Annotated in this window: 26 protein-coding genes; 11 read left to right on the forward strand and 15 right to left on the reverse strand. The window is 69.7% G+C overall.

Annotation, left to right across the window (positions count from 1 at the left end; all coding sequences use genetic code 11):
- From ACFYRX_RS00105 to ACFYRX_RS00115, 3 genes are all read left to right on the forward strand, one after another.
- On the forward strand, window positions 1-771 hold the full coding sequence (locus ACFYRX_RS00105; RefSeq protein WP_389095122.1) for an ABC transporter permease: 771 nt from the start codon (window positions 1-3) through the stop codon (window positions 769-771).
- 115 nt (window positions 772-886) lie between these two features.
- Window positions 887-2,113, forward strand: coding sequence for an ABC transporter ATP-binding protein (locus tag ACFYRX_RS00110; protein ID WP_389095123.1), 1,227 nt, complete (start codon window positions 887-889; stop codon window positions 2,111-2,113).
- Window positions 2,110-2,985: an ABC transporter permease subunit gene (locus ACFYRX_RS00115; RefSeq protein ID WP_389095125.1), complete on the forward strand. Its 876-nt coding sequence runs from the start codon at window positions 2,110-2,112 to the stop codon at window positions 2,983-2,985. The genes ACFYRX_RS00110 and ACFYRX_RS00115 overlap by 4 nt, the downstream gene beginning before the upstream one ends.
- A gap of 6 nt (window positions 2,986-2,991) precedes the next feature.
- Here the strand turns inward: ACFYRX_RS00115 and ACFYRX_RS00120 are convergent, their stop codons facing one another.
- The gene (locus tag ACFYRX_RS00120) at window positions 2,992-3,333 is read right to left on the reverse strand and encodes an ATP/GTP-binding protein (protein ID WP_389095126.1); all 342 of its coding nucleotides are present in this window, start codon (window positions 3,331-3,333) and stop codon (window positions 2,992-2,994) included.
- Window positions 3,334-3,556: 223 nt separating this feature from the next.
- On the opposite strand from ACFYRX_RS00120, the gene ACFYRX_RS00125 reads away from it, so the two are divergent.
- A complete protein-coding gene (locus ACFYRX_RS00125; protein ID WP_389095128.1) occupies window positions 3,557-4,585 on the forward strand; it encodes an LLM class flavin-dependent oxidoreductase in 1,029 nt (342 codons plus the stop codon).
- Between the two features lie 88 nt (window positions 4,586-4,673).
- On the opposite strand, the gene ACFYRX_RS00130 is transcribed toward ACFYRX_RS00125, so the two are convergent.
- On the reverse strand, window positions 4,674-5,066 hold the full coding sequence (locus tag ACFYRX_RS00130; protein ID WP_389095130.1) for an SCO5389 family protein: 393 nt from the start codon (window positions 5,064-5,066) through the stop codon (window positions 4,674-4,676).
- Between the two features lie 255 nt (window positions 5,067-5,321).
- Between ACFYRX_RS00130 and nucS the strand changes: the two genes are divergently transcribed.
- A complete protein-coding gene (gene nucS / locus ACFYRX_RS00135) occupies window positions 5,322-5,993 on the forward strand; it encodes an endonuclease NucS (protein ID WP_389095132.1) in 672 nt (223 codons plus the stop codon).
- A 79-nt stretch (window positions 5,994-6,072) separates the two neighbouring features.
- Here nucS and ACFYRX_RS00140 read toward each other — a convergent pair whose 3' ends face one another.
- The 4 genes from ACFYRX_RS00140 to ACFYRX_RS00155 form a co-directional block, all read right to left on the reverse strand.
- Entirely contained in the window at window positions 6,073-8,619 is a 2,547-nt protein-coding gene (locus tag ACFYRX_RS00140) for an ATP-binding protein (protein WP_389095134.1), read from the reverse strand.
- 243 nt (window positions 8,620-8,862) lie between these two features.
- On the reverse strand, window positions 8,863-9,186 hold the full coding sequence (locus tag ACFYRX_RS00145; RefSeq protein ID WP_328750541.1) for an STAS domain-containing protein: 324 nt from the start codon (window positions 9,184-9,186) through the stop codon (window positions 8,863-8,865).
- 151 nt (window positions 9,187-9,337) lie between these two features.
- Complete coding sequence (locus tag ACFYRX_RS00150; RefSeq protein ID WP_389095136.1) at window positions 9,338-10,186, reverse strand: 3-hydroxyacyl-CoA dehydrogenase family protein; 849 nt, start codon at window positions 10,184-10,186, stop codon at window positions 9,338-9,340.
- A 137-nt stretch (window positions 10,187-10,323) separates the two neighbouring features.
- The gene (locus ACFYRX_RS00155) at window positions 10,324-10,965 is read right to left on the reverse strand and encodes a TetR/AcrR family transcriptional regulator (RefSeq protein ID WP_389095138.1); all 642 of its coding nucleotides are present in this window, start codon (window positions 10,963-10,965) and stop codon (window positions 10,324-10,326) included.
- Window positions 10,966-11,044: 79 nt separating this feature from the next.
- Between ACFYRX_RS00155 and ACFYRX_RS00160 the strand changes: the two genes are divergently transcribed.
- From ACFYRX_RS00160 to ACFYRX_RS00170, 3 genes are read left to right on the forward strand one after another with little or no spacing between them, the layout of a single operon-like run.
- Entirely contained in the window at window positions 11,045-11,827 is a 783-nt protein-coding gene (locus ACFYRX_RS00160) for an ABC transporter ATP-binding protein (protein WP_389095140.1), read from the forward strand.
- 24 nt (window positions 11,828-11,851) lie between these two features.
- The gene (locus ACFYRX_RS00165) at window positions 11,852-12,601 is read left to right on the forward strand and encodes an ABC transporter permease (protein WP_389095142.1); all 750 of its coding nucleotides are present in this window, start codon (window positions 11,852-11,854) and stop codon (window positions 12,599-12,601) included.
- 13 nt (window positions 12,602-12,614) lie between these two features.
- On the forward strand, window positions 12,615-13,187 hold the full coding sequence (locus ACFYRX_RS00170; RefSeq protein ID WP_389095144.1) for a cob(I)yrinic acid a,c-diamide adenosyltransferase: 573 nt from the start codon (window positions 12,615-12,617) through the stop codon (window positions 13,185-13,187).
- 78 nt (window positions 13,188-13,265) lie between these two features.
- On the opposite strand, the gene ACFYRX_RS00175 is transcribed toward ACFYRX_RS00170, so the two are convergent.
- Complete coding sequence (locus ACFYRX_RS00175) at window positions 13,266-13,796, reverse strand: hypothetical protein (RefSeq protein ID WP_389095146.1); 531 nt, start codon at window positions 13,794-13,796, stop codon at window positions 13,266-13,268.
- Window positions 13,797-13,946: 150 nt separating this feature from the next.
- On the opposite strand from ACFYRX_RS00175, the gene ACFYRX_RS00180 reads away from it, so the two are divergent.
- The 3 genes from ACFYRX_RS00180 (at window position 13,947) to ACFYRX_RS00190 (ending at window position 17,707) form a co-directional block, all read left to right on the forward strand.
- Entirely contained in the window at window positions 13,947-15,119 is a 1,173-nt protein-coding gene (locus ACFYRX_RS00180; RefSeq protein ID WP_389095147.1) for a sensor histidine kinase, read from the forward strand.
- Window positions 15,116-15,757, forward strand: coding sequence for a response regulator (locus ACFYRX_RS00185; RefSeq protein WP_389095149.1), 642 nt, complete (start codon window positions 15,116-15,118; stop codon window positions 15,755-15,757). The genes ACFYRX_RS00180 and ACFYRX_RS00185 overlap by 4 nt, the downstream gene beginning before the upstream one ends.
- A 126-nt stretch (window positions 15,758-15,883) precedes the next feature.
- Window positions 15,884-17,707, forward strand: coding sequence for a glycosyl hydrolase family 18 protein (locus ACFYRX_RS00190; protein ID WP_389095151.1), 1,824 nt, complete (start codon window positions 15,884-15,886; stop codon window positions 17,705-17,707).
- A 20-nt stretch (window positions 17,708-17,727) separates the two neighbouring features.
- Here the strand turns inward: ACFYRX_RS00190 and ACFYRX_RS00195 are convergent, their stop codons facing one another.
- From ACFYRX_RS00195 to ACFYRX_RS00230, 8 genes are all read right to left on the reverse strand, one after another.
- Window positions 17,728-18,174, reverse strand: coding sequence for a DUF2550 domain-containing protein (locus tag ACFYRX_RS00195; protein WP_389095153.1), 447 nt, complete (start codon window positions 18,172-18,174; stop codon window positions 17,728-17,730).
- Between the two features lie 142 nt (window positions 18,175-18,316).
- A complete protein-coding gene (locus ACFYRX_RS00200) occupies window positions 18,317-18,691 on the reverse strand; it encodes a F0F1 ATP synthase subunit epsilon (protein ID WP_389095155.1) in 375 nt (124 codons plus the stop codon).
- 217 nt (window positions 18,692-18,908) lie between these two features.
- Window positions 18,909-20,345 (reverse strand): F0F1 ATP synthase subunit beta, encoded by a 1,437-nt coding sequence (atpD, locus tag ACFYRX_RS00205; protein ID WP_389095157.1) that lies wholly within the window; start codon window positions 20,343-20,345, stop codon window positions 18,909-18,911.
- A complete protein-coding gene (locus ACFYRX_RS00210) occupies window positions 20,345-21,262 on the reverse strand; it encodes a F0F1 ATP synthase subunit gamma (RefSeq protein WP_389095159.1) in 918 nt (305 codons plus the stop codon). Before ACFYRX_RS00210 ends, atpD begins: the two co-directional genes overlap by 1 nt.
- Before the next feature lie 20 nt (window positions 21,263-21,282).
- Window positions 21,283-22,875, reverse strand: a complete 1,593-nt coding sequence (gene atpA, locus ACFYRX_RS00215; RefSeq protein WP_389095160.1) for a F0F1 ATP synthase subunit alpha — start codon at window positions 22,873-22,875, stop codon at window positions 21,283-21,285.
- Window positions 22,876-23,000: 125 nt separating this feature from the next.
- Window positions 23,001-23,816 carry a F0F1 ATP synthase subunit delta gene (locus ACFYRX_RS00220; RefSeq protein WP_389096850.1) on the reverse strand — a complete coding sequence of 272 codons (816 nt, stop codon included), beginning with the start codon at window positions 23,814-23,816 and terminating at the stop codon, window positions 23,001-23,003.
- A gap of 2 nt (window positions 23,817-23,818) precedes the next feature.
- Entirely contained in the window at window positions 23,819-24,364 is a 546-nt protein-coding gene (locus ACFYRX_RS00225) for a F0F1 ATP synthase subunit B (protein ID WP_389095162.1), read from the reverse strand.
- 40 nt (window positions 24,365-24,404) lie between these two features.
- A complete protein-coding gene (locus tag ACFYRX_RS00230) occupies window positions 24,405-24,653 on the reverse strand; it encodes an ATP synthase subunit C (protein WP_030008695.1) in 249 nt (82 codons plus the stop codon).
- Window positions 24,654-24,721 lie beyond the last annotated feature (68 nt).

Below are 24,721 nucleotides of genomic sequence, written 5' to 3' on the forward strand. Positions count from 1 at the left end.
ATGGCGGCGACCCAGGTCATCCGCTCCGAGTGGACCAAGATCCGGTCGGTGGCGTCCACGGTGTGGACGCTCTCCCTCGCCGTGGTCGTGACCATCGGGCTCGGCATCCTGATCTCGGCCCTGTCGAAGAACGAGTTCGACAACATGAGCCGCCAGGACCAGCTCTCCTTCGACCCGACCTTCGTCAGCTTCGCCGGGATGACCCTCGGCCAGCTCGCGATGATCGTGTTCGGGGTGCTCGTCGTCTCGAACGAGTACAGCACCGGCATGATCCGCACCTCGCTGGCCGCCGTGCCGCAGCGCGGCGCCTTCCTGGCCGGCAAGATCGCGGTGGCGACCGGGCTCTCGCTCGCCGTCGGCCTCGTCACCAGCTTCGTGACCTTCTTCCTCGGCCAGGCGATGCTCGGCTCCCACCGGGCCGAGATCGGCGACCCGGGCGTGCTGCGTGCCGTGATCGGCGGCGGCCTCTACATGACCCTCATCGCGATGTTCTCGATGGGCGTGGCCGCGATGCTGCGCTCACCGATGCTGTCGCTGGGAATCCTGATGCCGTTCTTCTTCCTGATCTCCAACATCCTCGGCAACGTCCCGGCGACGAAGAAGATCGGCCGGTTCCTACCCGACCAGGCCGGCAGCAAGATCATGCAGGTGGTCACCCCGCTCGACGACGACACTCCCTACGGCCCCTGGGGCGGGCTCGGGATCATGGCGCTGTGGGTGGCGGTGGCGCTGATCGGTGGCTACGTCCTGCTGAAGAGGCGTGACGCGTGAGGCCTGCCGAAGGCTTTGCTTTCATTTGAGCGGAACCGTCAGCGTCCCGATAAGCTCCTAACCCTTACGGGGGGCGTGTGCCCCGCTGTCCTGAACCTTGCGATGGGTGCGGAGCATGATCGAGGCAGTCGGCCTGACAAAGCGCTACGGCGACAAGACCGCTGTGCACAACCTTTCCTTCCAGGTGCGTCCCGGTGCCGTCACCGGCTTCCTGGGCCCCAACGGCTCGGGCAAGTCGACGACCATGCGGATGATCCTCGGCCTCGACAACCCCACCGCGGGGCAGGTGACGATCGGCGGCTACCCGTATCGCAGGCTGCCCAACGCGGCCCGGCAGGTCGGCGCGCTGCTCGACGCCAAGGCCGTGCACGGCGGCCGGGCGGCCCGCAACCATCTGCTGTGCCTGGCCCAGCTGTCCGGGATCCCGGCCCGGCGGGTCGACGAGGTGCTCGGTGTCGTCGGCCTCCAGGACGTGGCCAGGAAGCGCTCCAAGGGCTTCTCGCTCGGCATGGGACAGCGGCTCGGGATCGCGGCCGCGCTGCTCGGCGACCCGCAGGTGCTGCTCTTCGACGAGCCGGTCAACGGGCTCGACCCCGAGGGCATCCTGTGGGTGCGCAACCTCATGAAGGCCCTGGCGGCGGAGGGCCGGACCGTCTTCGTCTCGTCCCACCTGATGAGCGAGATGGCGCTGACGGCGGACCATCTCATCGTCATCGGGCGCGGCCAGTTGCTGGCCGACATGGGCGTGCGGGACTTCATCGCCGCGAACTCCGCCGGTTTCGCGCGGGTGCGGACGCCGGACACCGAACCGCAGCTGCGCGAGAAGCTGTCGGCCGCGATCACGGAGGCGGGCGGGCACGTCCTCCCGGAGCAGGACGGCGGGTTGCGGGTGACCGGACTGCCCCTGCCCCGCATCAGCGACATCGCCCACGACACGGACGTACGTCTGTGGGAGCTGTCCCCGCACCAGGCCTCGCTCGAAGAGGCGTACATGCGGATGACACAGGGTGCCGTGGACTACCGCTCGACCAGCGACCAGAAGGCGGGGCTCATGCAGCCCCTCCCCCTGGGTGCCCAGCCCCCCATGCCGGTTCCCGGTCAGGGCCAGCCCGACTGGTACCCGCCGGCTCCGCCGCAGCAGGGCGGCCAGCCGTTCGGGGGCCCGCAGGGCGGGCCACAGCCGGTCCCGTACGGCGGCCCCAACCCGTACGCCCCGGCGGGCCCCGCGGCCCCCCAGGGCCCGGCTCAGCCGGCCGCGCCGGCCCCCGTGCCGCAGCCCCCCGCTCCCGCCCCGCAGGGATCCGCCCCCGCCACCCCGACCCAGCCCGAGGACGCCCGATGAGCACCCCGCAGCCCCCGATGCCGCAGGCCGCCGCAGCGAACTGGCAGGTGGCTGCCGGACCGTCGTCGTACCCGGGCTACACCTCGCCGATCCCCGTCGTGCGGACGCATCTCGGGCATGCGATCGCGTCGGAGTGGACGAAGATCCGCTCGGTGCGCTCGACGATCTGGACGCTGGGCGTGTTCGTGGTGCTGGTGATCGGCATCGGGCTGGCGGTCGCCGCGCTTCTGTCGGCCAACACCTCGCAGGACGACCTGAGCGGCGAGAACCCGTTGTCGTTCGGGTTCTTCGGACTGCTGCTCGGCAGCATGTGCGTCATGACGCTCGGCGTGCTGACCACGGCCTCGGAGTACGGCACCGGCATGATCCGGACCACGATGGTCGCCTGCCCCTCCCGCAGCCGCGTCCTCGCGGCGAAGTCGATCGTGTTCTTCGCCGTCGCCTTCGTGACCACCCTGGTCTCGGTGCTGGTCGTCGCCCTGGTCGACGTGGCTCTGCTGGACGGCGCGCGGACCCCGACCGGCCAGGAGTGGCTGAAGGGCACGATCGGCATCTCGCTCTACATCGCGCTGCTCGGTCTGCTCTCGCTGATCATCGGTTCGATCATCCGGCACTCGGCGGGCGCGATCACGATCATGATCGGTGTCGTACTGGCCCCGCTGGTGATCGCGCTGTTCATGTTCTCGCGGTCCCTTGAGGGCCTGCGCCAGGCGCTGTTCGAGTACTCCATCCCGAACCAGTTCAGCGTGTTCTACTCCAACTCCCTCACCGATTCCGGCCCTTCGGGCTGGGACCCGCTGTGGATCATCGTCGGCGTGGCGGCCGTGGCGTTCGCCGGCGCCTACGCCCTGCTGGAGAAGCGGGACGTGTAAGCCGCTTCAGAACTTCGGCGCGTTACGGGACCGCTGCACCCTCGTGGTGCGGCGGTCCCGCGCGTTCCAGCAGGCCTTGTGCCAGTGCCGGCGCTCGTCGACGCCGGAGTGGTCCGGCCACGCCACGATGTGCGGGACGCCGTCCGGGATCATCTGGTCGCAGCCCGGGCAGCGGTACGTCTTGCCCTGCGCGCTCGCCCCTGCCACATGCCGGATGTTCCAGTCCTCGCCCTGCCAGTGCGTCGAGGACTGGAAGCCGCCGTAGCGGCCGGACCGGTCGTCCTCGGCGCTCCGGTCGGCCGGGTCCGACGAACCGGCACCCTTGGGTCGGTTGCGACGCGGGGACACAGGACACCTCACGGGGCTATACAGGAAGCAGGGACCGTGTCCAGCCTACGCGGCGGGACGCGGGGTACGCGTAGGGAACCAACCCCCACAAGTCCCCCTCCGGGGAGACCCATTCTGCAGACAATCGGCAAATCTCTCCGCCAGGCCGTGTCCTCGGCACGTGTCAGACGGTTATGCCGAGTGGGGGAGCTCCGTGTCGGAGCCAAGGAAGCAGGAAAAGCACATGCACGTAGGAACATTCGTGTTGGCGGCCCAGTTCCCGGGACAGGGACAGGGGGAGGCGCTGCACCGCGCGGTCCGCTCGGCCGAGGTCGCCGAGGAGGCCGGCCTCGACGCGGTCTGGCTGGCGGAACACCACTTCGTGCCGTACGGCACCTGCCCGTCCGCCATCACCCTGGCGGCCTTACTGCTGGGCCGCACCCAGCGCATCCGGGTCGGCACCGCCGTGAGCGTGCTGCCCACCGTCCACCCCGTCGCCCTCGGCGAGCAGGCCGCGCTGCTGCACATGACGAGCGGCGGGCGCTTCTCGCTGGGCGTGGGCCGCGGCGGTCCCTGGGTCGACCTGGAGGTGTTCGGCTCGGGCCTGGAGGCCTACGAGAAGGGGTTCCCGGAATCACTCGATCTGCTGGTGCGCTGGCTGCGCGAGGCCTCGGTCGGGGCCGACGGCGAGCGCTTCCGATTCCGTGAAGTGCCCGTCGTACCGCGGCCGTCGGAGTCGCTCACCGAGGAGGACGGCCCGGAGGTGGTCGTCGCCTGCACCTCGCCCGCGAGCATCCGGCTGGCCGCGGAGAAGGGGCTGCCGATGCTGCTCGGAATGCATGTCGGCGACGAGGAGAAGACGGAGATGGTCGCCCTGTGGCGCAGGCAGGCGCGGGCGGCCGGACACGCGCCGGAGAAGGTCCTGGGCGCGCCCCATGTCTCGGCCGGCGTCTGCCAGATCGCGGACCGGCGCACGGACGCGGTGGAGGCCCTGGCGAAGGCGATGCCGGGCTGGCTCAGGCAGGGGCTCGGCGCCCATGTCACGGTCGACGGCCGCACCCGGCAGATGCGCGACCCGGTGGCCTACACCGAACTGCTCTGCGGACTGCACCCGGTGGGCACCCCCCGGCTGTGCGCCGACCGCCTCGCGGCGACCAGCGAACGGACGGGCATCTCCCGCTTCGCCCTGCTCGTCGAGGGCTCGGGAGACCTCGCGGCCACCGAGGAGAACGTACGGCGGCTGGGTGGCGAGGTGCTGCCGCATCTGACCTGAAGTGGACGAGACCCTGTCCGACGGGAAGCTTGCCGCCCCGGTACTGATGCACCTCCCGCGTACGGAGCGGCAAGCAAGCGGTGTCGCGTCAGCAGTCCCGGAACTCCGGAGACTGGTTCAGCAACTGACTGCGCACCGAGGTGAAGCGGACCAGCGTCTCGTCGACCGAGGCGTCCAGCGGGAACACCGCCACCCGGTGGCAGTTCTGGAAGGCCAGCCGCACACCGAAGTGCCGTTGCAGCGCGCCGCGTATCGCGTCACTCGCAAGGGCACGCAGCAGCTGACCGCGTGCCTGCTCGTCCGGCGGGGGCGTCTGGTTGTCGGCGAAGTTGCCGCCGTCCACCTTCAGCTGGGCCACCAGGGAGCTGATCATCTCCCATGCGTAGGGCAGGGAGGTCCGGACGCAGTCGACGAATTCGCGTTCGTCGACCTCGCCTCGCTCGGCCTTCTCCAGTAGGGCCGGTGAGACGTCGAGCGACATGGGTTCTCCTCTCGCACCCCCGATTGCTCAGGGGTTGCCGGACAGATGAGGGAGTTCGCGATATCGGACACTCTCAGTACATGCCTCGCGACCTCCCGGTTACTACGGTAGGCAACGGCCGGTGACCGCACCAGGAGAATGCGAACAAAGGGCACTCCCAACAGGCTCACAATCGGCCACAAGTGAACAGGGTTCCTTCACAGCCTTACGGGCCGAATCGCGTGGACATGCGCCCGTCGAGTAGCGTTGCCGACCATGCGTCTCGTCATTGCCCGGTGTTCCGTCGACTACGCGGGCCGGCTCACCGCCCACCTGCCCTCGGCCCCCCGTCTGATCCTGGTGAAGGCCGACGGCAGCGTCTCCATCCACGCCGACGACCGGGCCTACAAGCCCCTGAACTGGATGTCGCCGCCCTGCACGTTGAAGGAGGGAGCCGGCGACGACGAAGGCGTCTGGACCGTCATCAACAAGGCGGGCGAGAAGCTCATCATCACGATGGAGGAGATCCTGCACGACTCCTCGCACGAACTGGGCGTGGATCCGGGCCTGATCAAGGACGGCGTGGAAGCACACCTCCAGGAACTGCTCGCGGACCGCATCGAAACGCTCGGAGACGGCTACAGCCTGATCCGCCGCGAGTACATGACGGCCATCGGCCCGGTCGACATCCTGTGCCGGGACGCCGAGGGACAGACCGTCGCGGTGGAGATCAAGCGGCGCGGCGAGATCGACGGTGTCGAGCAACTCACCCGCTACCTGGACCTGTTGAACCGCGACCCCCATCTCGCCCCGGTCCGCGGCATCTTCGCCGCCCAGGAGATCAAGCCCCAGGCCCGCGTGCTGGCCACCGACCGCGGCATCGGCTGCACGGTCCTGGACTACAACGCGCTGCGCGGCATCGAGGACGACAAACTGCGGCTGTTCTGACAGCACTTGTTCGCTACGACGACGAGGGCCGGGTCCGTGTGACGGACCCGGCCCTCCTGTCGCGCGCTGTGCCTCGGACTCAGATGACCTGCTCCGGGCTGCTCGCCGGGGCGCTGCTTGCCGAACTGCTGGTCTCCACCGGGGTGGTGGAGGCCGTGCCGCTGGCCGAGGTGGCGTTGCTCGGGGTCGTGGCGGTCGGGGTGGGCGTGGGCGTCACCGAAGGCTCCGGAGTCCCGGACGGTGACGTCGACGGTGACGAGGAAGGCGGGCCCGTCGGTGTGGACGGTGTCGACGAACTCGTCGAGGGCTTGGGCGTCGACGGCTTCGGCGAGCTCGGCGTACCGCTGCTTCCCGGCCTCTTCGTCCCGCTCGCGCTGTCCGACGGCTCCGCCGGTCCCGTGGGCGTCGGATCGTCCGCGGTCCCGAAGGTGCCGTCGGGTCCCGGATCGGTCGGACGGGACGTGGCCGTACCCGTGTCGCCCGAACCGTCGTCGTTCTTGGGGGCGTCGGCTCCGAGGTTGCCCTCGTCGATGCCGACGCTGGCCGACGGATTGGGGCCGACCTGGTTGGAGGGGGCGTTGGGGTCGTGGTCGGAGGTGGCGCCCAGCGTCACTACCGTGCCGAGCACCGCCACCAGCAGCGCGCCCGCGCCGGCCGCGACCAGGTTGCGCTTGGCGAGGCCCTTGAGACCGCCCCGGGCCTTGCGCGAGGGCGCGGGCCGCCCGGAGGCGCGGTTGACGACGATCGTCTGCGAGTCGGCCGGCGGCAGGAGCGCCGGGAAGGCCGCGGGGACTCCCCCGGGCGGCGAGGCCGACTCGTCGTACCGGGCGTCGGGCACCTCCTCGCCCGCCGTCGCGCCGAGGCCGGCCAAGCCCGCCAGGCCGGGCGCGGTGCCGTCCCGGTCGGAGACCAGGGCGAGGGCGCGGCGGCCCGCGACGGTGCCGTGCTTGTCGGCGCGGGCGCCGCGCAGGCCGACGGAGGCCTCCAGTTCGGCGCGGGCGCGGTCGAGCTGTCCGCCGCAGAGCGCGAGGATGCCGAGTTCGTGGTGGAAGTAGGCCCGTTCGGACACCTCGCCGGTGAGCCGGGAGGCCTCCGCACCGGAACTCAGGGCCCGCTCCCAGGCGCCCCAGTGGCCGCCCGCGGCGAACGCGGGCGCCGCCGTGCGGGCCAGCTGCACGAGGGGGCTCTCCTCGCCCTCGGCGGGCGGGGACGGGGGCTCCTCCGGCTCGTGCGAGGCCGAGACCAGGGTGTCGAGGGCGGCGAGCAGGGCGTCCGCCTCGGCGCACACCCGTTCCGGGGTGACCGAGGGGTGTCCGGCCCACCAGCCGTAGTGCTGGGCGGCCGCGAGGGCGCGGGTCTCGGCGTCGTCGCCGTATCCGGCGGCCTCAAGCTGGGTGAGGACTCCGGCGGCGAGCCGGTAGCGGGAGCCGGTCGGGGAGACCAGACCCGAGGCGGCGAGCTCGCCCAGCGCGGCGTCCGCGTGGGTGTCGCCGACCAGGGCGGGCAGATGGGCCTGATGGGGCACCTCGCCACCGAGTGCGACGGCGAAGCGCAGGGTGGCGCGCGCGGACTCGCTCAGCCGGGAGGCGAGCAACGGGGCCGGTGCCGCGGCCTCGCCGAGCGCGGGCAGGGGTATCTCCTCGCCCTGGTCCGCCCCGAAGGGCGCGTCGGCCGGAGCCGCGTCCGCGAAGACGCCGAACTCGTCGACGGCGCTCGCCCCGGCCCGCTGCCGGTCGCGCTGCCTGAGCAGGGCACCGGCCTGGACGAAACGCAACGGCAGGCCCTCGGACTCGAACCAGAGGTCGCCCGCCCAGTTCGACTCCTCCTCGGTCAGCACCCGGCCGACGACGCGCTCCAGGAGTTCGAGTCCGTCGGCACGCTCCAGACCGCTGAGGAAGACCTCCTCGACGGTGGAGTCGACCGAGGGCGCGGGCACCTCGGGCGTGGCGCCGACCACGAACGCGCACTCGGGGGTGGCGTCCAGCAGTTCGTCGAGCGCGGCGCCGCCGAACTCGATGTCGTCGAGGACGACGACCGCGCCGATGTCCCGCACACAGGACAGCAGTCCGTCCCGGTCGGGGCGGTGCAGGGGCGAGTCGTAGACGGCGTAGTAGAGGTCGTACAGCAGGTCGGTCGCCGTGCGGTGGAAGCCGGTGAGGCGGACGACGCCGTCGGGCGCGAGGTCCGAGCAGTCCTCGGCGATCACGTCGAGGAGGCTGGTGCGGCCGGATCCCGCGGGGCCGGTCAGGCGGACCGAGCGGCCGCGGGCGAGCAGCCGCACGAGTCGTTCGCGTTCGTCCTGGCGGGCCAGGAGCGGCAGGGCGGTGCGGGTGGGTCCCGGCGGGACGGGCGGGCGGGCCGCGCGGTCCACTTCGGCGCGTTCGGCGGCACCGAACTTCTCTGCCCGTCCGGGCCGCTCGCCGGGCGGGCAGACCTCTATCTCGCTGCCGTCGACGGGGTTGACGGTGAGCAGGAAGTCGCCCGCGACGAGCTGCACGGTGCGGGCGAGCCCCTGTGAGTGCTGGCCGAGGCCGGGTGTCAGAGGGTCCCTGGGAGGCCGCGGACGCGACGTTCCGCCGTCGCCGTCATGGCCGTACTCCTCGGGTCCCCGGTTGTTCGGGTCCATAGGTTTCAAGCCCCCCAAAAGCGTCTGGTGTGTAGTGGGTCCTGTCGGGCCCAGGCCCCTCCCGGCCTGCTGCACACAGCGCTGTCGCTTCTGGTCCGGGCCCGCTCGAAGGGTGTGTGGCAGCGGGCGACCGAACCCTAAACCTTCGCACAGTATCTACGACAGCCCGGGGTCCCGCGCCGTCCGAGACGTCACAGTCTCGTGAGGATTGCGCGCGAGATGCGTTTCGCCGGGGTGCGGGGGTCAGACGCGGGGTAGCGACTCCACCCCGATACCGCCCTCGACCGCGAGGATCCGGTGCAGTCGGGTGGCGACCAGGAGGCGCTGCATCTGCGGCGGTACGTCGCGCAGCACCAGGCGGCGACCGCAGCGGCCGGCCCGGCGATGCACCCCCATGATCACCCCGAGTCCTGTGGCGTCCCAGGAGTCCAGCTCGGACAGGTCGAGCACCAGGTCGCCGGCTCCGTCGTCGACAGCCGAGTGCAGGACCGTACGGGCGTCCGCCGCGCTGCGGACGTCGAGGCGGCCCCCGACGACCAGCTCGGCGTGGTCGCCCCTGATGTACATATGCGCTCCCCGTGAGTGCGTGCAGTACTCCACGAATGTGATGTCCAGTGATGACACCTCTGACTGCGTTGGGCGGTCAGAGGTTGCCGTCCGTAAGCGAACCGATACCCAATTCACCCCCGCGTGTGCAACGCGCGGGGCTTGTGCGGTTTCAGTGCTTGTAGAAGCCCTGCCCGCTCTTGCGTCCGATGTCACCGGCGTCCACCATCCGGCGCATCAGCTCCGGCGGGGCGAACTTCTCGTCCTGGGACTCGGTGTAGATGTTGCTGGTGGCGTGCAGCAGGATGTCGACGCCGGTGAGGTCCGCCGTCGCGAGCGGGCCCATGGCGTGGCCGAAGCCCAGCTTGCAGGCGAGGTCGATGTCCTCGGCGGTCGCGACGCCCGACTCGTAGAGCTTGGTCGCCTCGACGACGAGGGCGGAGATGAGACGGGTGGTCACGAAGCCCGCCACGTCCCGGTTCACGACGATGCACGTCTTGCCGACCGACTCGGCGAACTCCCGCGCGGTGGCGAGGGTTTCGTCGCTCGTCTTGTAGCCGCGGACCAGCTCGACGAGCTGCATCATCGGGACCGGTGAGAAGAAGTGCACGCCGACGACCCGTTCCGGGTGGGCGGTGGCCGCCGCGATCTTGGTGATCGGGATCGCGGAGGTGTTGGAGGCGAGCACGGCGTCCGGGCGCACGATCTTGTCCAGCGCGCGGAAGATCTCGTGCTTGATCTCCAGCTTCTCGAACACGGCCTCGACGACGATGTCGGCGTCCGCCGCGGCGTCCAGATCGGTGGTCGCGGTGATCCGGGCGAGGGCGGCGTCGGCGTCGTGCGCCTCCAGTTTGCCCTTGCTGACGAACTTGTCGTACGAAGCCTTGATGCCGTCGGTGCCGCGCTTGAGCGCCTCGTCGGTGACGTCCCTGAGGACGACGTCCCAGCCCGCCTGGGCGGAGACCTGGGCGATGCCGGAACCCATCAAGCCGGCGCCGATGACGGCAAGCTTCCGTGCCACTGTTGCGACTCCCCTTTGAAACGCCTTACAGCCTGTTTAGGTTGCCTCTTCGGCGGACCCTAGCGCTCGTGAGGGGCTGTGTGACCGCTTAGTAATGCGCGTCACGTCTCATCTGACGGACATCACACCGGTAGCTGTCACGAGTGCTCTCGTACGGCGTAGTTGAGCACCTTTTCGCTCAACAACTCCTCCATGTCGTCGAGAAGCGCGAGTGTCTCTCGTGATACTTCGTCCGGTTCGCGCCCCGCGACCATCTCGCGCCCGATGCTCCCCATGACCGTCTGGTGGATCCAGTTGATCTGACCGGCGATCAGGGCGGGCAGCGGATCGCCGGGCGCGGCCGCCGTCTCCTCGCGCAGCGTCGTCTCCAGGTTCTCCTGGACCTCCTGCTGGATGCTCCACAGCCGGGAGCGGAGCGGGGGCGCGTCGTGGATGACCCGCATGAAACGGTCGTATCCCGACATCAGGCCGACCCGGGGCGAGACCGCCTCGACCTCGTCGCGCAGTTCCCTCAGCACGGCCGCCGCCGCCGACTCGCCCACGTCCCGCCCGCGCACCCAGCGCGAGAGCCGGTCGACGACGCCCTTGCTGCGGTCGAGGAAGAGGTCCTCCTTGGTCGGGAAGTAGTTGTAGACGGTGTTCACGGACACGTCGGCGGCGTCCGCCACCTCCGCGATCGTCACCGTGACGAAGCCGTGGTCCAGGAACAAGCCCGTGGCGATGTCCGAGATCCGCTGCCTGGTCTCGCGCTTCTTCCGCTCCCTGAGCCCCTCTGCCATGTGCCAAATGCTAGCTTCGTGGGCCGTCTGAAATTTTGGAGCCATTGCAAACTTTAAGAGACTCTGTTTTTCTTGGCCCATGCCCATCATCAGTACGGCCTCGCTCGCCCGTACCTTCCAGACCCGGCGCGGCCCCTTGGAAGCCGTGCGCGGCATCGATCTGACGGTCCGCGAGGGCGAGATCCTCGGCTTCCTCGGCCCGAACGGCGCCGGCAAGACCACCACCCTCCGGATGCTCACCACCCTGCTCGAACCCACCGGCGGCGCGGCCACCGTCGCCGGCCACGACCTCGCGACCGACGCCGCCGGGGTGCGCCGGGTGTGTGGGTACGTGGCCCAGTCGGGCGGGGTGGACCCGCAGATCTCCGTGCGGGAGGAGCTGGTCACCCAGGGCCGCCTGTACCGCCTGACGACGTCTGAAGCAGCCGCACGTGCGGAGGAGTTGGCGCGCGACCTCGACCTCACCGAGCTGCTCGACCGCAGGTGCGGCTCACTCTCCGGAGGCCAGCGCCGCCGCCTGGACATCGCGTTGGCGCTCACGCACCGCCCTAAGGTGCTGTTCCTCGACGAGCCGACCACCGGCCTCGACCCCGGCAGCCGCGCCGACCTGTGGGACCTGGTCCGCCGACTGCGCGACGAGTACGGCACGACCGTCTTCCTCACCACCCACTACCTCGACGAGGCCGACGCCCTCTCCGACCGCCTCGTGATCGTCGACAAGGGCGTGGTCGTCGCCGAGGGCACGCCGAGCGCCCTGAAACTGCGGTACGGCGGCTCGATCGACGCCTCGCTCCAGGACACCTTCCTCGCGATCACCGGCCGCGGCCCCGCCCCGGCCGACGCCACCCCCGTAGCCGTATGAGCCCCGTAGCAGCTTAGGAAAGCCATGCTTCTTCACGACACCTCGATCGTCTACGGCCGCTATCTGCGCCAGTCCCTGCGCTCGCGTTTCGCGCTGCTGTTCGGTGTGCTGATGCCGCTGCTGTATCTGGTGTTCTTCGGACCGCTGCTCACCGGTCTCCCGCTCGGCGGACGCGGCAGCTCCTGGCAGGTGCTCGTTCCCGGGCTGCTGCTCCAACTGGGCTTGTTCGGGGCGCTGTTCTCGGGCTTCGTGATCATCCTCGAGCAGGGCCAGGGCGTGGTGGAGCGGATGCGGGTCACCCCCGTCAGCCGGCTCGCCCTGCTGCTGGGCCGGGTGCTGCGCGACGCCACCGTCTTCGTCTTCCAGGCGGTGCTGCTGGTCGTGGCCGCGGTGGCGATGGGACTGCGGGCACCGCTGGCCGGGATCCTGATCGGCTTCGCGTTCGTCGGCCTGCTGACCGCGTCACTGGCCTCCCTGTCATACGCGCTGGCGATGAAGGTGCGCACCCCGCAGGAGTTCGGCCCGCTGGTCAACGCGGTCAGCATGCCGTCCATGCTGCTGTCCGGCCTGATGCTCCCGATGACCCTGGGGCCTGCCTGGCTGGACGTCCTGTCCCACTTCATGCCGCTGCGCTATCTGGTGGACGCGATGCGGGACGCGTACGTCGGCTCGTACGCCACGGCCCACATGCTGTACGGCGTCCTGGTCGCCCTCGGTCTCACGGCGCTGGCCGTGACGGTCGGCACACGTGTGTTCCGGACGGCCGGGGCATAACTACGCTGGCCTCATGGTCAATCTGACGCGCATCTACACCAGGACCGGCGACCAGGGCAGCACCGCCCTCGGCGACATGAGCCGGGTCGCCAAGACCGACCTGCGGATCTCCGCGTACGCGGACGCCAACGAGGCGAACGCGGTGATCGGCACGGCGATCGCCCTGGGCGGGCTGGACCAGGAGATCGTCACCGTCCTCACCCGCGTCCAGAACGACCTGTTCGACGTCGGGGCCGACCTTTCGACACCCGTGGTCGAGAACCCGCAGTTCCCACCCCTGCGGGTCGAGCAGTTCTACGTCGACAAGCTGGAGGCGGACTGCGACCGCTTCAACGAGCGGCTGGAGAAGCTGCGGTCCTTCATCCTCCCCGGCGGCACCCCGGGCGCGGCCCTGCTCCACCAGGCCTGCACGGTCGTACGCCGGGCCGAGCGCTCGACGTGGGCAGCGTTGGAGGTCCACGGCGACCACATGAACCCGCTGACCGCGACCTACCTGAACCGGCTGTCGGACCTGCTGTTCATCCTGGCGCGGACGGCGAACAAGGACGTCGGCGATGTGCTCTGGGTCCCGGGCGGGGAGCGCTGAGCGGACGGGCAGCGCCCCGAAGGGGCGCGGGGAACTGCGCGACCAGCCACGACGGCGCTGCAGACGAACGCGGAGCGTTCAGCGCTTGCGCTTCGGGAACAGCGTGTAACTGCCGGCGATGACCACGTTGATGCCGATCAGCCACAGCATGCGCTGCTGCCACGCGCGCAGTGAGTCGCTCTGGCCGTAGCCGACATACCAGACCCCGGCCTGCAGCAGGACCATGGCGACCACCGCGGCCAGGATCCAGCGGCCCGCGACCTTCCACTCGTGGACGGCGCGGGCCGTTCCGTACTTCGGCGGCCGCACCGGCGGCGGGCCGCCCGCGAACCGGTGGGAGACCCGGGCGTCCGCCCATCTGATCGTCGAGTGGCCGAGGCCCACCGTGAAGCCGATGTAGACGGCGGCCAGGCCGTGCTTCCAGTCGGGCTCCGCACCGTTCTTGAGGTCGATCGCGGTGACCGTGAACAGCACGAGCTCCAGCAGCGGCTCGCACAGCAGCAGGGCCAGCCCGACACGTGGCATCCGCAGCCCGTAGCGGAAGGCCAGTCCGGCGGCGAGCAGCACCCAGAAGGCCACCTCGCACGCGACGATCAGTCCGACGATCACGATCGCTCCCTCCGTCTCCCCTCCAGGCTCCCGGCCGGGACCGCCCCTCGCGTCGTCGGCGGTGACGACACCGCCGTACATCGAACGATGCAGTCCAGGACCGTCCCCGGGGATCAGGCGCGGTGCGGGGACAGCGTGTTGGATGGAGTCATGGCCCTTCCGCGCCCGCACCGCTTCGACGTGTACCTCGCGGCCGGCGGGCTGCTCGGCGGCCTGCTGCTGGTGGGCATCGGCCTGGGCACCCGCCCGTCCAGCGACCCGATGACGCTCTTCGACGGTCCCTGGCCGGTCCTCGTGCCGCTCACCGTGCTGGCCGGCTGCGAGCTGCTGCGCCGCACGGCCCCTCGCGCGGCCCTGCTCACCGCGACCGTCGCGATCTGCGCCGACCTCACGACCCAGGGCAGCATCGCCTCGATCCTGATGTTCACCGACGTCGTCTACGCGGCCGTGCTGTACGGTCCGCTCGCCTCGGCCCGCCGCATCCAGTGGATCACCGGCCTGCTCACGGTGGCCGGGACGCTGGCGCCGTTCGCGGTGTGGCGTGAGCCGGAGGCGCTGCTGATCGGGGTGGTCGTCGGGGTCGTGGCGTACGGGCCCGCCGCCACCGGCTGGATCGTGCGCGACCACCGTGACGCCGCCGAAGCCGCGCGCTTGCGCGCCGAACAGACCGCGCTGCTGGCCGAGATGGACCGCACCCAGGCCGTCGTCGCCGAACGGGCGCGGATGGCACGGGAGTTGCACGACATGGTCGCCAACCACCTGTCCGCGATCGCCATCCACTCCACGGCCGCGCTGTCGATCGACGACCCCGCGACCTCCCGCGAGGCCCTCACCGTCGTCCGGGAGAACAGCGTCGCGGGACTCGCCGAGATGCGCCGGCTGATCAGGATCCTCCGGGACACCGACGGGGACCGTGAGCCCGCCGCCGTCCCCACCCTCGACGGCCTCGCCGCCCTGGTCGAAGGCGCCCGCGCCAACGGACTCGACATCACCCTGGACGCCGAACGCGTCGAGGTCCCCGCCCCGGTCGAACTCGCCGCCTACCGGATCGTCCAGGAGTCCCTGACCAACGCGCTCAAACACGCGTGCCCCGGCCGTGTCACGGTGACCCTCGCCCGCCGCGACACGATCCTCGACGTGCGGGTGAGCAGCCCCTACGGCCACCGGGACGGTCCGCGCGTCGCCGGTTCCGGATCGGGGCTGGTCGGGATGCGGGAGCGGGCCGCGCTGCTCGGCGGCACGTTCGAGGCCGGGCCCGAGGGCGCGCTGTGGACCGTATGTGCCGCACTCCCCCTCAGCGAAGCCGAAGGAGACCGCCAGTGATCCGTGTCCTCGTCGCCGAGGACCAGTCCGCCGTACGTGCCGGGCTCGTCCTCATCCTGCGCAGCGCACCCGACATCGAAGTGGTCGGCGAGGCGGCCGACGGTGAGCAGGCGGTGTCGCTGGCCCGGGAGTCGAGGCCCGACCTGGTGCTGATGGACATTCAGATGCCGCGTCTGGACGGGGTGTCGGCGACCAGGGAGATCGTCGCGGAAGGACTCGCCGACGTCCTCGTGCTGACCACCTTCGATCTCGACGAGTACGTGTTCGGGGCGTTGCGCGCGGGCGCGTCCGGCTTTCTGCTCAAGAACACCGAGGCGGCGGATCTGCTGGAAGCGGTACGGACCGTGGCGCGGGGCGAGGGTCTGATCGCACCCGCCGTGACCCGCCGCCTGATCGCCGAGTTCGCCTCCGGACCGGCCCGCGGTGCGGGTGCCGACCCGGCCGTTCTCGACACCCTCACCCGGCGCGAACGCGAGGTGTTCTCCTGCCTCGGCGAGGGGCTGTCCAACGCGGACATCGCGAACCGCCTCGACATGGCGGAGGCCACGGTGAAGACGCACGTCAGCCGTCTGCTGGGGAAACTGGAGCTGCGCAGCCGGGTCCAAGCCGCCGTCCTGGCCAAGGAGTTGAGGGTTTAGACGGAAACCCTCCTCCAAGGTGGTCCAGACCTATTGACCCGTGGTCCAGACCTTTCTATTCTCGCGGCACCGTGGGCGTGAGGCTCAGTCACGCCCCAACTCCCCGCTTGAAAGAGGAGGCGCACGATGCGCTTCAGACACAGAGCCGCGGCAGGCCTCGCGACGCTCCTGCTCCCCTTCGCCGGCCTGGTCGGCCTCGCGAGCCCCGCCCAGGCCGCGACCTCCGCCACCGCGACCTACGCCAAGACCCAGGACTGGGGCACCGGCTTCGAAGGCAAGTGGACGGTGAAGAACACCGGTACCAGCAGCCTCAGTTCCTGGACCGTCGAGTGGGACTTCCCCTCCGGCACCTCCGTCACCTCCGCCTGGGACGCCGACGTCACCTCCTCCGGCACCCACTGGACCGCCAAGAACAAGTCCTGGAACGGCACCCTCGCCCCCGGCGCCTCCGTCTCCTTCGGCTTCAACGGCACCGGCAGCGGATCCCCCGCCAACTGCAAGCTCAACGGCGGCAGTTGTGACGGCGGCTCCACTCCCGGGGACGCGGCCCCGTCCGCCCCCGGAACCCCCACCGCATCCGGCATCACCAACACCTCGGTCAAGCTCGCCTGGAGCGCCGCCACCGACGACAAGGGCGTCAAGAACTACGACGTGCTGCGCGACGGTGCCAAGGTGGCCACGGTGACGACCACCTCGTACACGGACACCGGGCTGACCGCCGGCACCGACTACTCGTACACCGTGCAGGCCCGTGACACCGCCGACCAGACCGGCCCGGCCAGCGGCGCGGTCGCCGTGCACACCACCGGCGGCACCACCGACCCGCCGCCCACCGGCTCCAAGGTCAAGCTCGGCTACTTCACCGAGTGGGGTGTCTACGGCCGCAACTACCACGTCAAGAACCTGGTGACCTCCGGCTCCGCCTCGAAGATCACGCACATCAACTACGCGTTCGGCAACGTCAAGGACGGCAAGTGCGTCGTCGACGACACCTACGCCGCCTACGACAAGGCGTACACCGCCGACCAGTCCGTCAGCGGCACCGCCGACACCTGGGACCAGCCGCTGCGCGGCAACTTCAACCAGCTGCGCGAGCTGAAGGCCAAGTACCCGAACATCAAGGTGCTGTACTCCTTCGGCGGCTGGACCTACTCCGGCGGCTTCGCCCAGGCCGCCGCCAACCCGGCCGCCTTCGCCGCCTCCTGCAAGTCGGTCATCGAGGACCCGCGCTGGGCGGATGTCTTCGACGGCATCGACATCGACTGGGAGTACCCGAACGCCTGCGGTCTGACCTGTGACACGAGCGGAGCCGCCGCCTTCAAGAACCTGATGGGGGCGCTGCGTTCGGAGTTCGGCCCGAACTACCTCGTCACCGCGGCCATCACCGCCGACGGCTCCTCCGGCGGCAAGATCGACGCGGCCGACTACGGCGGCGCCTCCCAGTACGTCGACTGGTACAACGTGATGACGTACGACTACTTCGGTGCCTTCGACGCGGACGGCCCGACCGCCCCGCACTCCCCGCTCACCTCGTACGCCGGCATCCCGGCCGCCGGCTTCAACTCCGCCGACGCGATCGCCAAGCTGAAGTCGAAGGGCGTGGCCTCCGGAAAGCTGCTCCTCGGCATCGGCTTCTACGGCCGCGGCTGGACCGGAGTCACCCAGGCCGCCCCGGGCGGCTCGGCCACCGGACCGGCGCCCGGCACCTACGAACAGGGCATCGAGGACTACAAGATCCTCAAGACGTCCTGCCCCACCACCGGCACCATCGCGGGCACGGCGTACGCCTACTGCGGCACCAACTGGTGGTCCTACGACACCCCCGCCACGATCGCCGGGAAGATGACGTGGGCCAAGAACCAGGGCCTGGGCGGCGCGTTCTTCTGGGAGTTCAGCGGCGACACCGCGGGCGGTGAGCTGGTGAGCGCCATCAACAGCGGACTGTCATAGCGGAACCACCCGAAAGAGCTCTAGGCGACGTTGACGCGCTGTCCGGGCGGGGCTGCCTCCAGCCACGCGAGAAACCCGGTCAGCGCGTCTTCGCTCATGGCGAGTTCGAGACGCGTGCCCCGGTGCACACAGGTCAGGACGATGTGGTCGGAGAGCAGCGCCAGCTCCTCCTCGCCCTCGGGGAGGCGGCGCCCCGCGACCTCGATCGAGGCGCGCTCCAGGACCCGGCGCGGGCGATAGGCGTAGGAGAAGACGCGGTACCACTCGATGCGGTCGCCGTTGTAGCGGGCGACCCCGTAACTCCAGCCCTTGCCGCTGGTGTCGGTCTTCTCCGGAACGTCCCAGCGCAGGGAACAGTCGAAGGTGCCGCCGGAGCGCTGGATGAGTCTGCGGCGCAGACCGAAGACGAACAGCCCCAGCACCACCAGGGCCACGACGATTCCGCACACAGTCAGAGCGAGGACCATCGACACCGACCTCCTCGTCTCCTAGGTACCTTCGACAGGTAACGGAACGGAAAAAACATCCAGATCTGCCTCAGCCGCGACCGGCACCGGATCACTCCGGTCCCAGCCGCGGCTGAGTGACGTCATCGCGTGAGGCGCGGGTTCAGCTCGCCGCCGCCGCACGCAGTCGCACATCGGCGCGACGCTCGGCGGCGGCATCGCCCTCCGCCTTCGCGCGCTCCAGCTCCCGCTCCGTGCGCTGGACGTCGATCTCGTCCGACAGCTCGGCGATCTCGGCCAGCAGCGACAGCTTGTTGTCCGCGAACGAGATGAAACCGCCGTGCACCGCGGCGACGACCGTCTCACCCGCACTCGTACGAATGGTCACCGGGCCCGACTCCAGCACACCGAGCAGCGGCTGGTGACCGGGCATGACGCCGATGTCGCCGGACGTGGTGCGCGCGACGACAAGGGTGGCCTCGCCGGACCAGACCTCTCGGTCGGCCGCGACCAGCGCGACGTGCAGCTCAGCAGCCAAGGTGGCTCCTCGGGTCACCACCCGACTCTCATCGCCGGGTGTCATTGGCAAGTCTAGTGGGGCGCCGAGCATCAAAGTGTCGGGGCCCACCCCGGAAGGCGGCCGGGGGTCTGGGGGTTGCCCCCCAGAGGATGCAGCAGTGGGCGTGAATGAGGGGGCGGGACGTGCCCCGCCCCCTCAAGCGTGAACCACGGGGTTCACTGTGAACTCAGGGAGTTCAGGAGACGCCGAGCTCCTTGGCGTTGGCCTTCAGGTCCTCGATGCCACCGCACAGGAAGAACGCCTGCTCCGGGAAGTGGTCGTAGTCGCCGTCGATGATCGCGTTGAAGGCCGTGATCGACTCGTCCAGCGGGACGTCCGACCCGTCGACGCCGGTGAACTGCTTGGCGACGTGGGTGTTCTGGGACAGGAAGCGCTCCACGCGACGGGCACGCTGGACGACCAGCTTGTCCTCCTCGCCGAGCTCGTCGATGCCGAGGATGGCGATGATGTCCTGGAGGTCCTTGTACTTCTGCAGGACCCCCTTGACCCGCATGGCGGTGTTGTAGTGGTCCGCCGTGATGTAGCGCGGGTCCAGGATCCGGGACGTGGAGTCCAGCGGGTCCACGGCCGGGTAGATGCCCTTCTCGGAGATCGGACGGGAGAGCACCGTCGTCGCGTCGAGGTGGGCGAAGGTGGTGGCCGGGGCCGGGTCGGTCAGGTCGTCCGCGGGGACGTAGATCGCCTGCATCGAGGTGATCGAGTGACCACGGGTCGAGGTGATGCGCTCCTGGAGGAGACCCATCTCGTCGGCCAGGTTCGGCTGGTAGCCCACCGCGGAGGGCATACGGCCGAGCAGGGTCGAGACCTCGGAACCGGCCTGCGTGAAGCGGAAGATGTTGTCGATGAAGAACAGCACGTCCTGCTTCTGCACATCGCGGAAGTACTCCGCCATGGTCAGACCGGCCAGGGCCACGCGCAGACGGGTGCCCGGGGGCTCGTCCATCTGGCCGAAGACCAGCGCGGTCTTGTCGATGACGCCGGACTCCGCCATCTCCTCGATGAGGTCGTTGCCCTCACGGGTGCGCTCGCCGACACCGGCGAACACGGAGACACCGTCGTGGTTGTTGGCGACGCGGTAGATCATCTCCTGGATGAGCACCGTCTTGCCGACGCCGGCACCACCGAACAGACCGATCTTTCCACCCTTGACGTACGGGGTGAGAAGGTCGATGACCTTGACGCCGGTCTCGAACATCTCGGTCTTCGACTCGAGCTCGTCGAAGTTGGGAGCCTTGCGGTGGATGCCCCAGCGCTCGCCCGTGTACTTCTCGTCGGTGTTCAGCACCTCACCGAGGGTGTTGAACACCTTGCCCTTGGTGAAGTCGCCGACCGGCACGGTGATGGAGGCGCCGGTGTCGGTGACCGCGGCCTGGCGGACCAGACCGTCGGTGGGCTGCATGGAGATGGTGCGGACCAGGCCGCCGCCAAGGTGCTGGGCGACTTCCAGGGTCAGCGTCTTCTTCGCGCCGTCCTGGGCCGGGTCGGCCACCTCGACGTGAAGGGCGTTGTAGATGTCGGGCATGGCGTCGACGGGGAATTCCACGTCGACGACCGGGCCGATGACCCGGGCGACGCGGCCCGTGGCAACGGCCGTCTCAACTGTCGTCGTCATTACCTGTCACTCCCCGCGGTCGCGTCGGCCAGGGCTGCAGAGCCACCGACGATCTCGCTGATTTCCTGGGTGATTTCGGCCTGGCGGGCCGCGTTGGCAAGTCGGGAGAGGCTGGTGATCAGGTCTCCCGCGTTGTCGGTGGCCGACTTCATCGCGCGGCGCGTGGCGGCGTGCTTGGAAGCGGCCGACTGGAGCAGCGCGTTGTAGATACGGCTTTCGACGTACCGCGGCAGCAGGGCGTCGAGGACGTCCTCCGCCGAGGGCTCGAAGTCGTACAGCGGAAGGATCTCGCCCTTGGGGGCTGCTTCCTTCGCCACCTCTTCGAGGCTGAGCGGAAGCAGTCGGTCGTCGAGCGCCGTCTGCGTCATCATCGAGACGAACTCGGTGAAGACGATGTGGAGTTCGTCCACGCCGCCCTCGGCCGTGTCCTTCTCGATGGCCTCGATCAGCGGGGCCGCGACCTTCTTGGCGTCCGCGTAGCTGGGCTCGTCGGTGAAGCCCGACCACGACTCCACGACCTTGCGCTCGCGGAAGTTGTAGTGGGCCAGACCGCGGCGGCCGACGATGTACGTGTCGACCTCCTTGCCCTCGGCCTCGAGCCGCTCGGTCAGCCGCTCCGCGACCTTGATGGCGTTGGAGTTGAAGGCACCGGCCAGACCACGGTCGCTCGACAGGAGCAGCACCGCGGACCGCACGACCGTCTCGGCCTGCGTGGTCAGCGGGTGCTTGGTGTTCGAGCCGGTACCGACCGCCGTGACCGCACGCGTCAGTTCCTGCGCGTACGGCGTGGAGGCCGCCACCTTGCGCTGCGCCTTGACGACGCGCGAGGCGGCGATCATCTCCATCGCCTTGGTGATCTTCTTGGTCGCGGTGACGGATCGGATGCGACGCTTGTAGACCCGGAGCTGGGCTCCCATGAGTCAGGTCCCTTCCGTGGTCACTTGGCCGTGGCGGCCGGCGCGTCTTCGCCGAGAAGCTTGCCGTCCGAGGTCTCGAACTGCTTCTTGAAGTCCGCGATGCCGTCGGCGATGGCGGTGAGCGTGTCGTCCGACATCTTGCCGCCCTCCTTGATGGAGGTCATGAGGCCCTGCTCCTTGCGGTGCAGGTACTCCAGGAGCTCCTTCTCGAAGCGGCGGATGTCGCCCACCGGCACCTCGTCCATCTTGCCGGTGGTGGCGGCCCAGACGGAGACGACCTGGTCCTCGGTGGCCATCGGCTGGTACTGAGCCTGCTTGAGCAGCTCGACCAGTCGCTGACCGCGCTCCAGCTGCGCCTTCGACGCGGCGTCCAGGTCGGAACCGAAGGCGGCGAACGCCTCCAGCTCACGGTACTGGGCGAGGTCCAGGCGCAGACGGCCGGAGACCTGCTTCATCGCCTTGTGCTGCGCGGAACCACCGACTCGGGAGACGGAGATACCGACGTTCAGCGCGGGGCGCTGACCGGCGTTGAAGAGGTCCGACTCCAGGAAGCACTGGCCGTCGGTGATGGAGATGACGTTGGTCGGGATGAACGCCGAGACGTCGTTGGCCTTCGTCTCGACGATCGGCAGACCGGTCATCGAGCCGGCGCCCATCTCGTCGGAGAGCTTCGCGCAGCGCTCCAGCAGACGGGAGTGCAGGTAGAAGACGTCACCCGGGTAGGCCTCACGCCCCGGCGGGCGGCGCAGCAGCAGGGACACGGCGCGGTAGGCGTCGGCCTGCTTGGAGAGGTCGTCGAAGATGATGAGGACGTGCTTGCCCTCGTACATCCACTGCTGACCGATGGCCGAACCGGTGTACGGCGCAAGGTACTTGAAGCCGGCCGGGTCGGACGCCGGGGCGGCGACGATGGTCGTGTACTCCAGCGCGCCGGCCTCTTCGAGGGCGCCACGCACGGAGGCGATGGTCGAGCCCTTCTGGCCGATGGCGACGTAGACGCAGCGGACCTGCTTCTTCGGGTCGCCGGAGCGCCAGTTGTCGCGCTGGTTGATGATCGTGTCGACGGCCAGGGCGGTCTTGCCGGTCTGGCGGTCACCGATGACCAGCTGACGCTGGCCACGGCCGATCGGGGTCATCGCGTCGACGGCCTTGTAGCCGGTCTCCATCGGCTCGTGCACCGACTTACGGGCCATGACACCGGGAGCCTGCAGCTCAAGGGCGCGTCGGCCGCTGGTCTCGATCTCGCCGAGGCCGTCGATCGGGTTGCCGAGCGGGTCGACGACGCGGCCGAGGTAGCCCTCGCCGACGGCCACGGAGAGAACCTCGCCGGTACGGGTGACCGGCTGGCCCTCTTCGATGCCGCTGAACTCACCGAGGACGACGGCGCCGATCTCGCGCTCTTCCAGGTTGAGCGCGAGGCCGAGGGTGCCGTCCTCGAACTTCAGCAGTTCGTTGGCCATGGCCGAGGGAAGGCCCTCGACCTTCGCGATGCCGTCGCCGGCAAGGGTGACCGTACCGACCTCCTCGCGCGAGGCCGCGTCCGGCTTGTACGACTGGACGAAGGTCTCCAGTGCGTCCCGGATCTCCTCCGGCCGGATCGTGAGCTCCGCCATCTGGGTTCCCTGCTCTCCTTGTTGGGCCCGAAGTTTCACTTTGGGGGTCTGGGGGCGACCCCCAGGATTCTTCATGCACGGCCCAACCAGGGCCGTCGTAAGTACGTACTGCTATGAAGTTGCTGTCAGCCCGCGACGCGGCGGCCGGCATCGTCGATGCGGTCCGCGATCGAGCCGTTGATGACCTCGTCGCCGACCTGTACCCGGATCCCGCCCAGGACCTCGGGGTCCACGTCGAGGTTGAGGTGCATCGTGCGGCCGTAGAGCTTCGCGAGGGCGGCGCCCAGGCGCTGCTTCTGCGAGTCGCTCAGCACGACCGCTGAGGTGACGACGGCGACCGTGCGGTCCCGGCGCTCGGCGGCGAGCTTGGACAGGGACTCCAGTCCCGCTTCCAGGCTACGTCCCCGCGGCGCGGTCACAAGGCGCGTCACCAGACGCTCGGACGTCACGTCGGCACGGCCGCCGAGCAGAGTGCGCAGCAGCTCGCCCTTGGCCGACGCCCTCGCGGCGCGGTTGGTCAGTGCGGCGCGCAGCTCGGTGTTCGAGGAGACGATCCGGCCGAACCGGAACAGTTCGTCCTCGACGTTGTCGAGCGTGCCCCGCTGCTGCGCGGCGGTGAGGTCCGCGACGTTCGCCAGTTCCTCCAGCGCGTCCGTCAGGTCGCGCGACTGCGACCAGCGCGAGCGCACCAGACCGGACACCAGGTCGACGGTCGTCCCGCCGACCTGGCCGCCGAGCAGGCGCTGGGCCAGTTCGGCCTTGGCCTCGCCGGCCTGCGCCGGGTCGGTCAGGACCCGACGCAGCGACACCTCACGGTGGAGCAGCGCGGTGACGGAAGCCAGCTCCTCGGCGAGCTTCGCCGCGTCGACGGACGTGGAGTCCGTCAGCGCGTCGAGACGCTCGCGTGCGGCGGCCAGTGCCTCGCGGCTCGCTCCGTGCATCGTCATCGCGCGGCCTCGGCCTTCTCCTCGAGGTCTTCGAGGAAACGGTCGATGACGCGACTCTGCCGGGCGTGGTCCTCGAGGGACTCGCCGACGAGCTTGCCGGCCAGGTCGGTGGCGAGCTTGCCGACGTCCTGACGCAGCGCGGAGGAAGCGGCCTTGCGGTCGGCCTCGAGCTGCGCGTGACCGGCGGCGACGATCTCCTCGCGCTGCCGCTGGCCTTCCGCGCGCATCTCGGCGATGAGCGTGGCGCCCTGCTCCTGCGCCTCCTGGCGCAGCCGCGCGGCCTCGTGGCGGGCCTCGGCGAGCTGGGCCTTGTACTGCTCAAGGACGCTCTGGGCCTCGGTCTGTGCGGCCTCGGCCTTCTCGATACCGCCCTCGATGGCCTCGCGACGCTCTTCCAGAACCTTGTTGATGTTCGGGAGAAGCTTCTTGGCGAGGAAGCCGAAGACGATGACGAAGGCGATCAGGCCGATCACGAGCTCCGGAATCGGCGGGATCAGCGGGTTTTCCGCTTCCTCGGCCGCCAGCTGAACCAGGGGGCTCATATCAATGCCTTTCGTCGAAAGGGGCTGTCCGACGTCTGGGTCAGGAGGTCGGGTAGACGAACGGCATGACCAGACCGATGAGGGCGAGCGCCTCACAGAAGGCGAAGCCGAGGATCTGGTTGGCGCGGATCAGGCCAGCCGCTTCGGGCTGGCGAGCGAGCGCCTGGGTGCCGTTACCGAAGATGATGCCGACGCCGACGCCCGGGCCGATCGCCGCGAGGCCGTAACCGATCGAGCCGAGGTTGCCCTTGATCTCGACGCCGGCTGCAAGGGTCTGGAGAGCGGACATGCCGGTTCTTCCTTTTCTTTCAAGGACCGGTGGGGGTTGGCCACCGGATGTCTGATTGCGGGTCGGGC

The sequence above is a fragment of the Streptomyces sp. NPDC005374 genome, assembly GCF_042872225.1.
Taxonomy (GTDB): domain Bacteria; phylum Actinomycetota; class Actinomycetes; order Streptomycetales; family Streptomycetaceae; genus Streptomyces.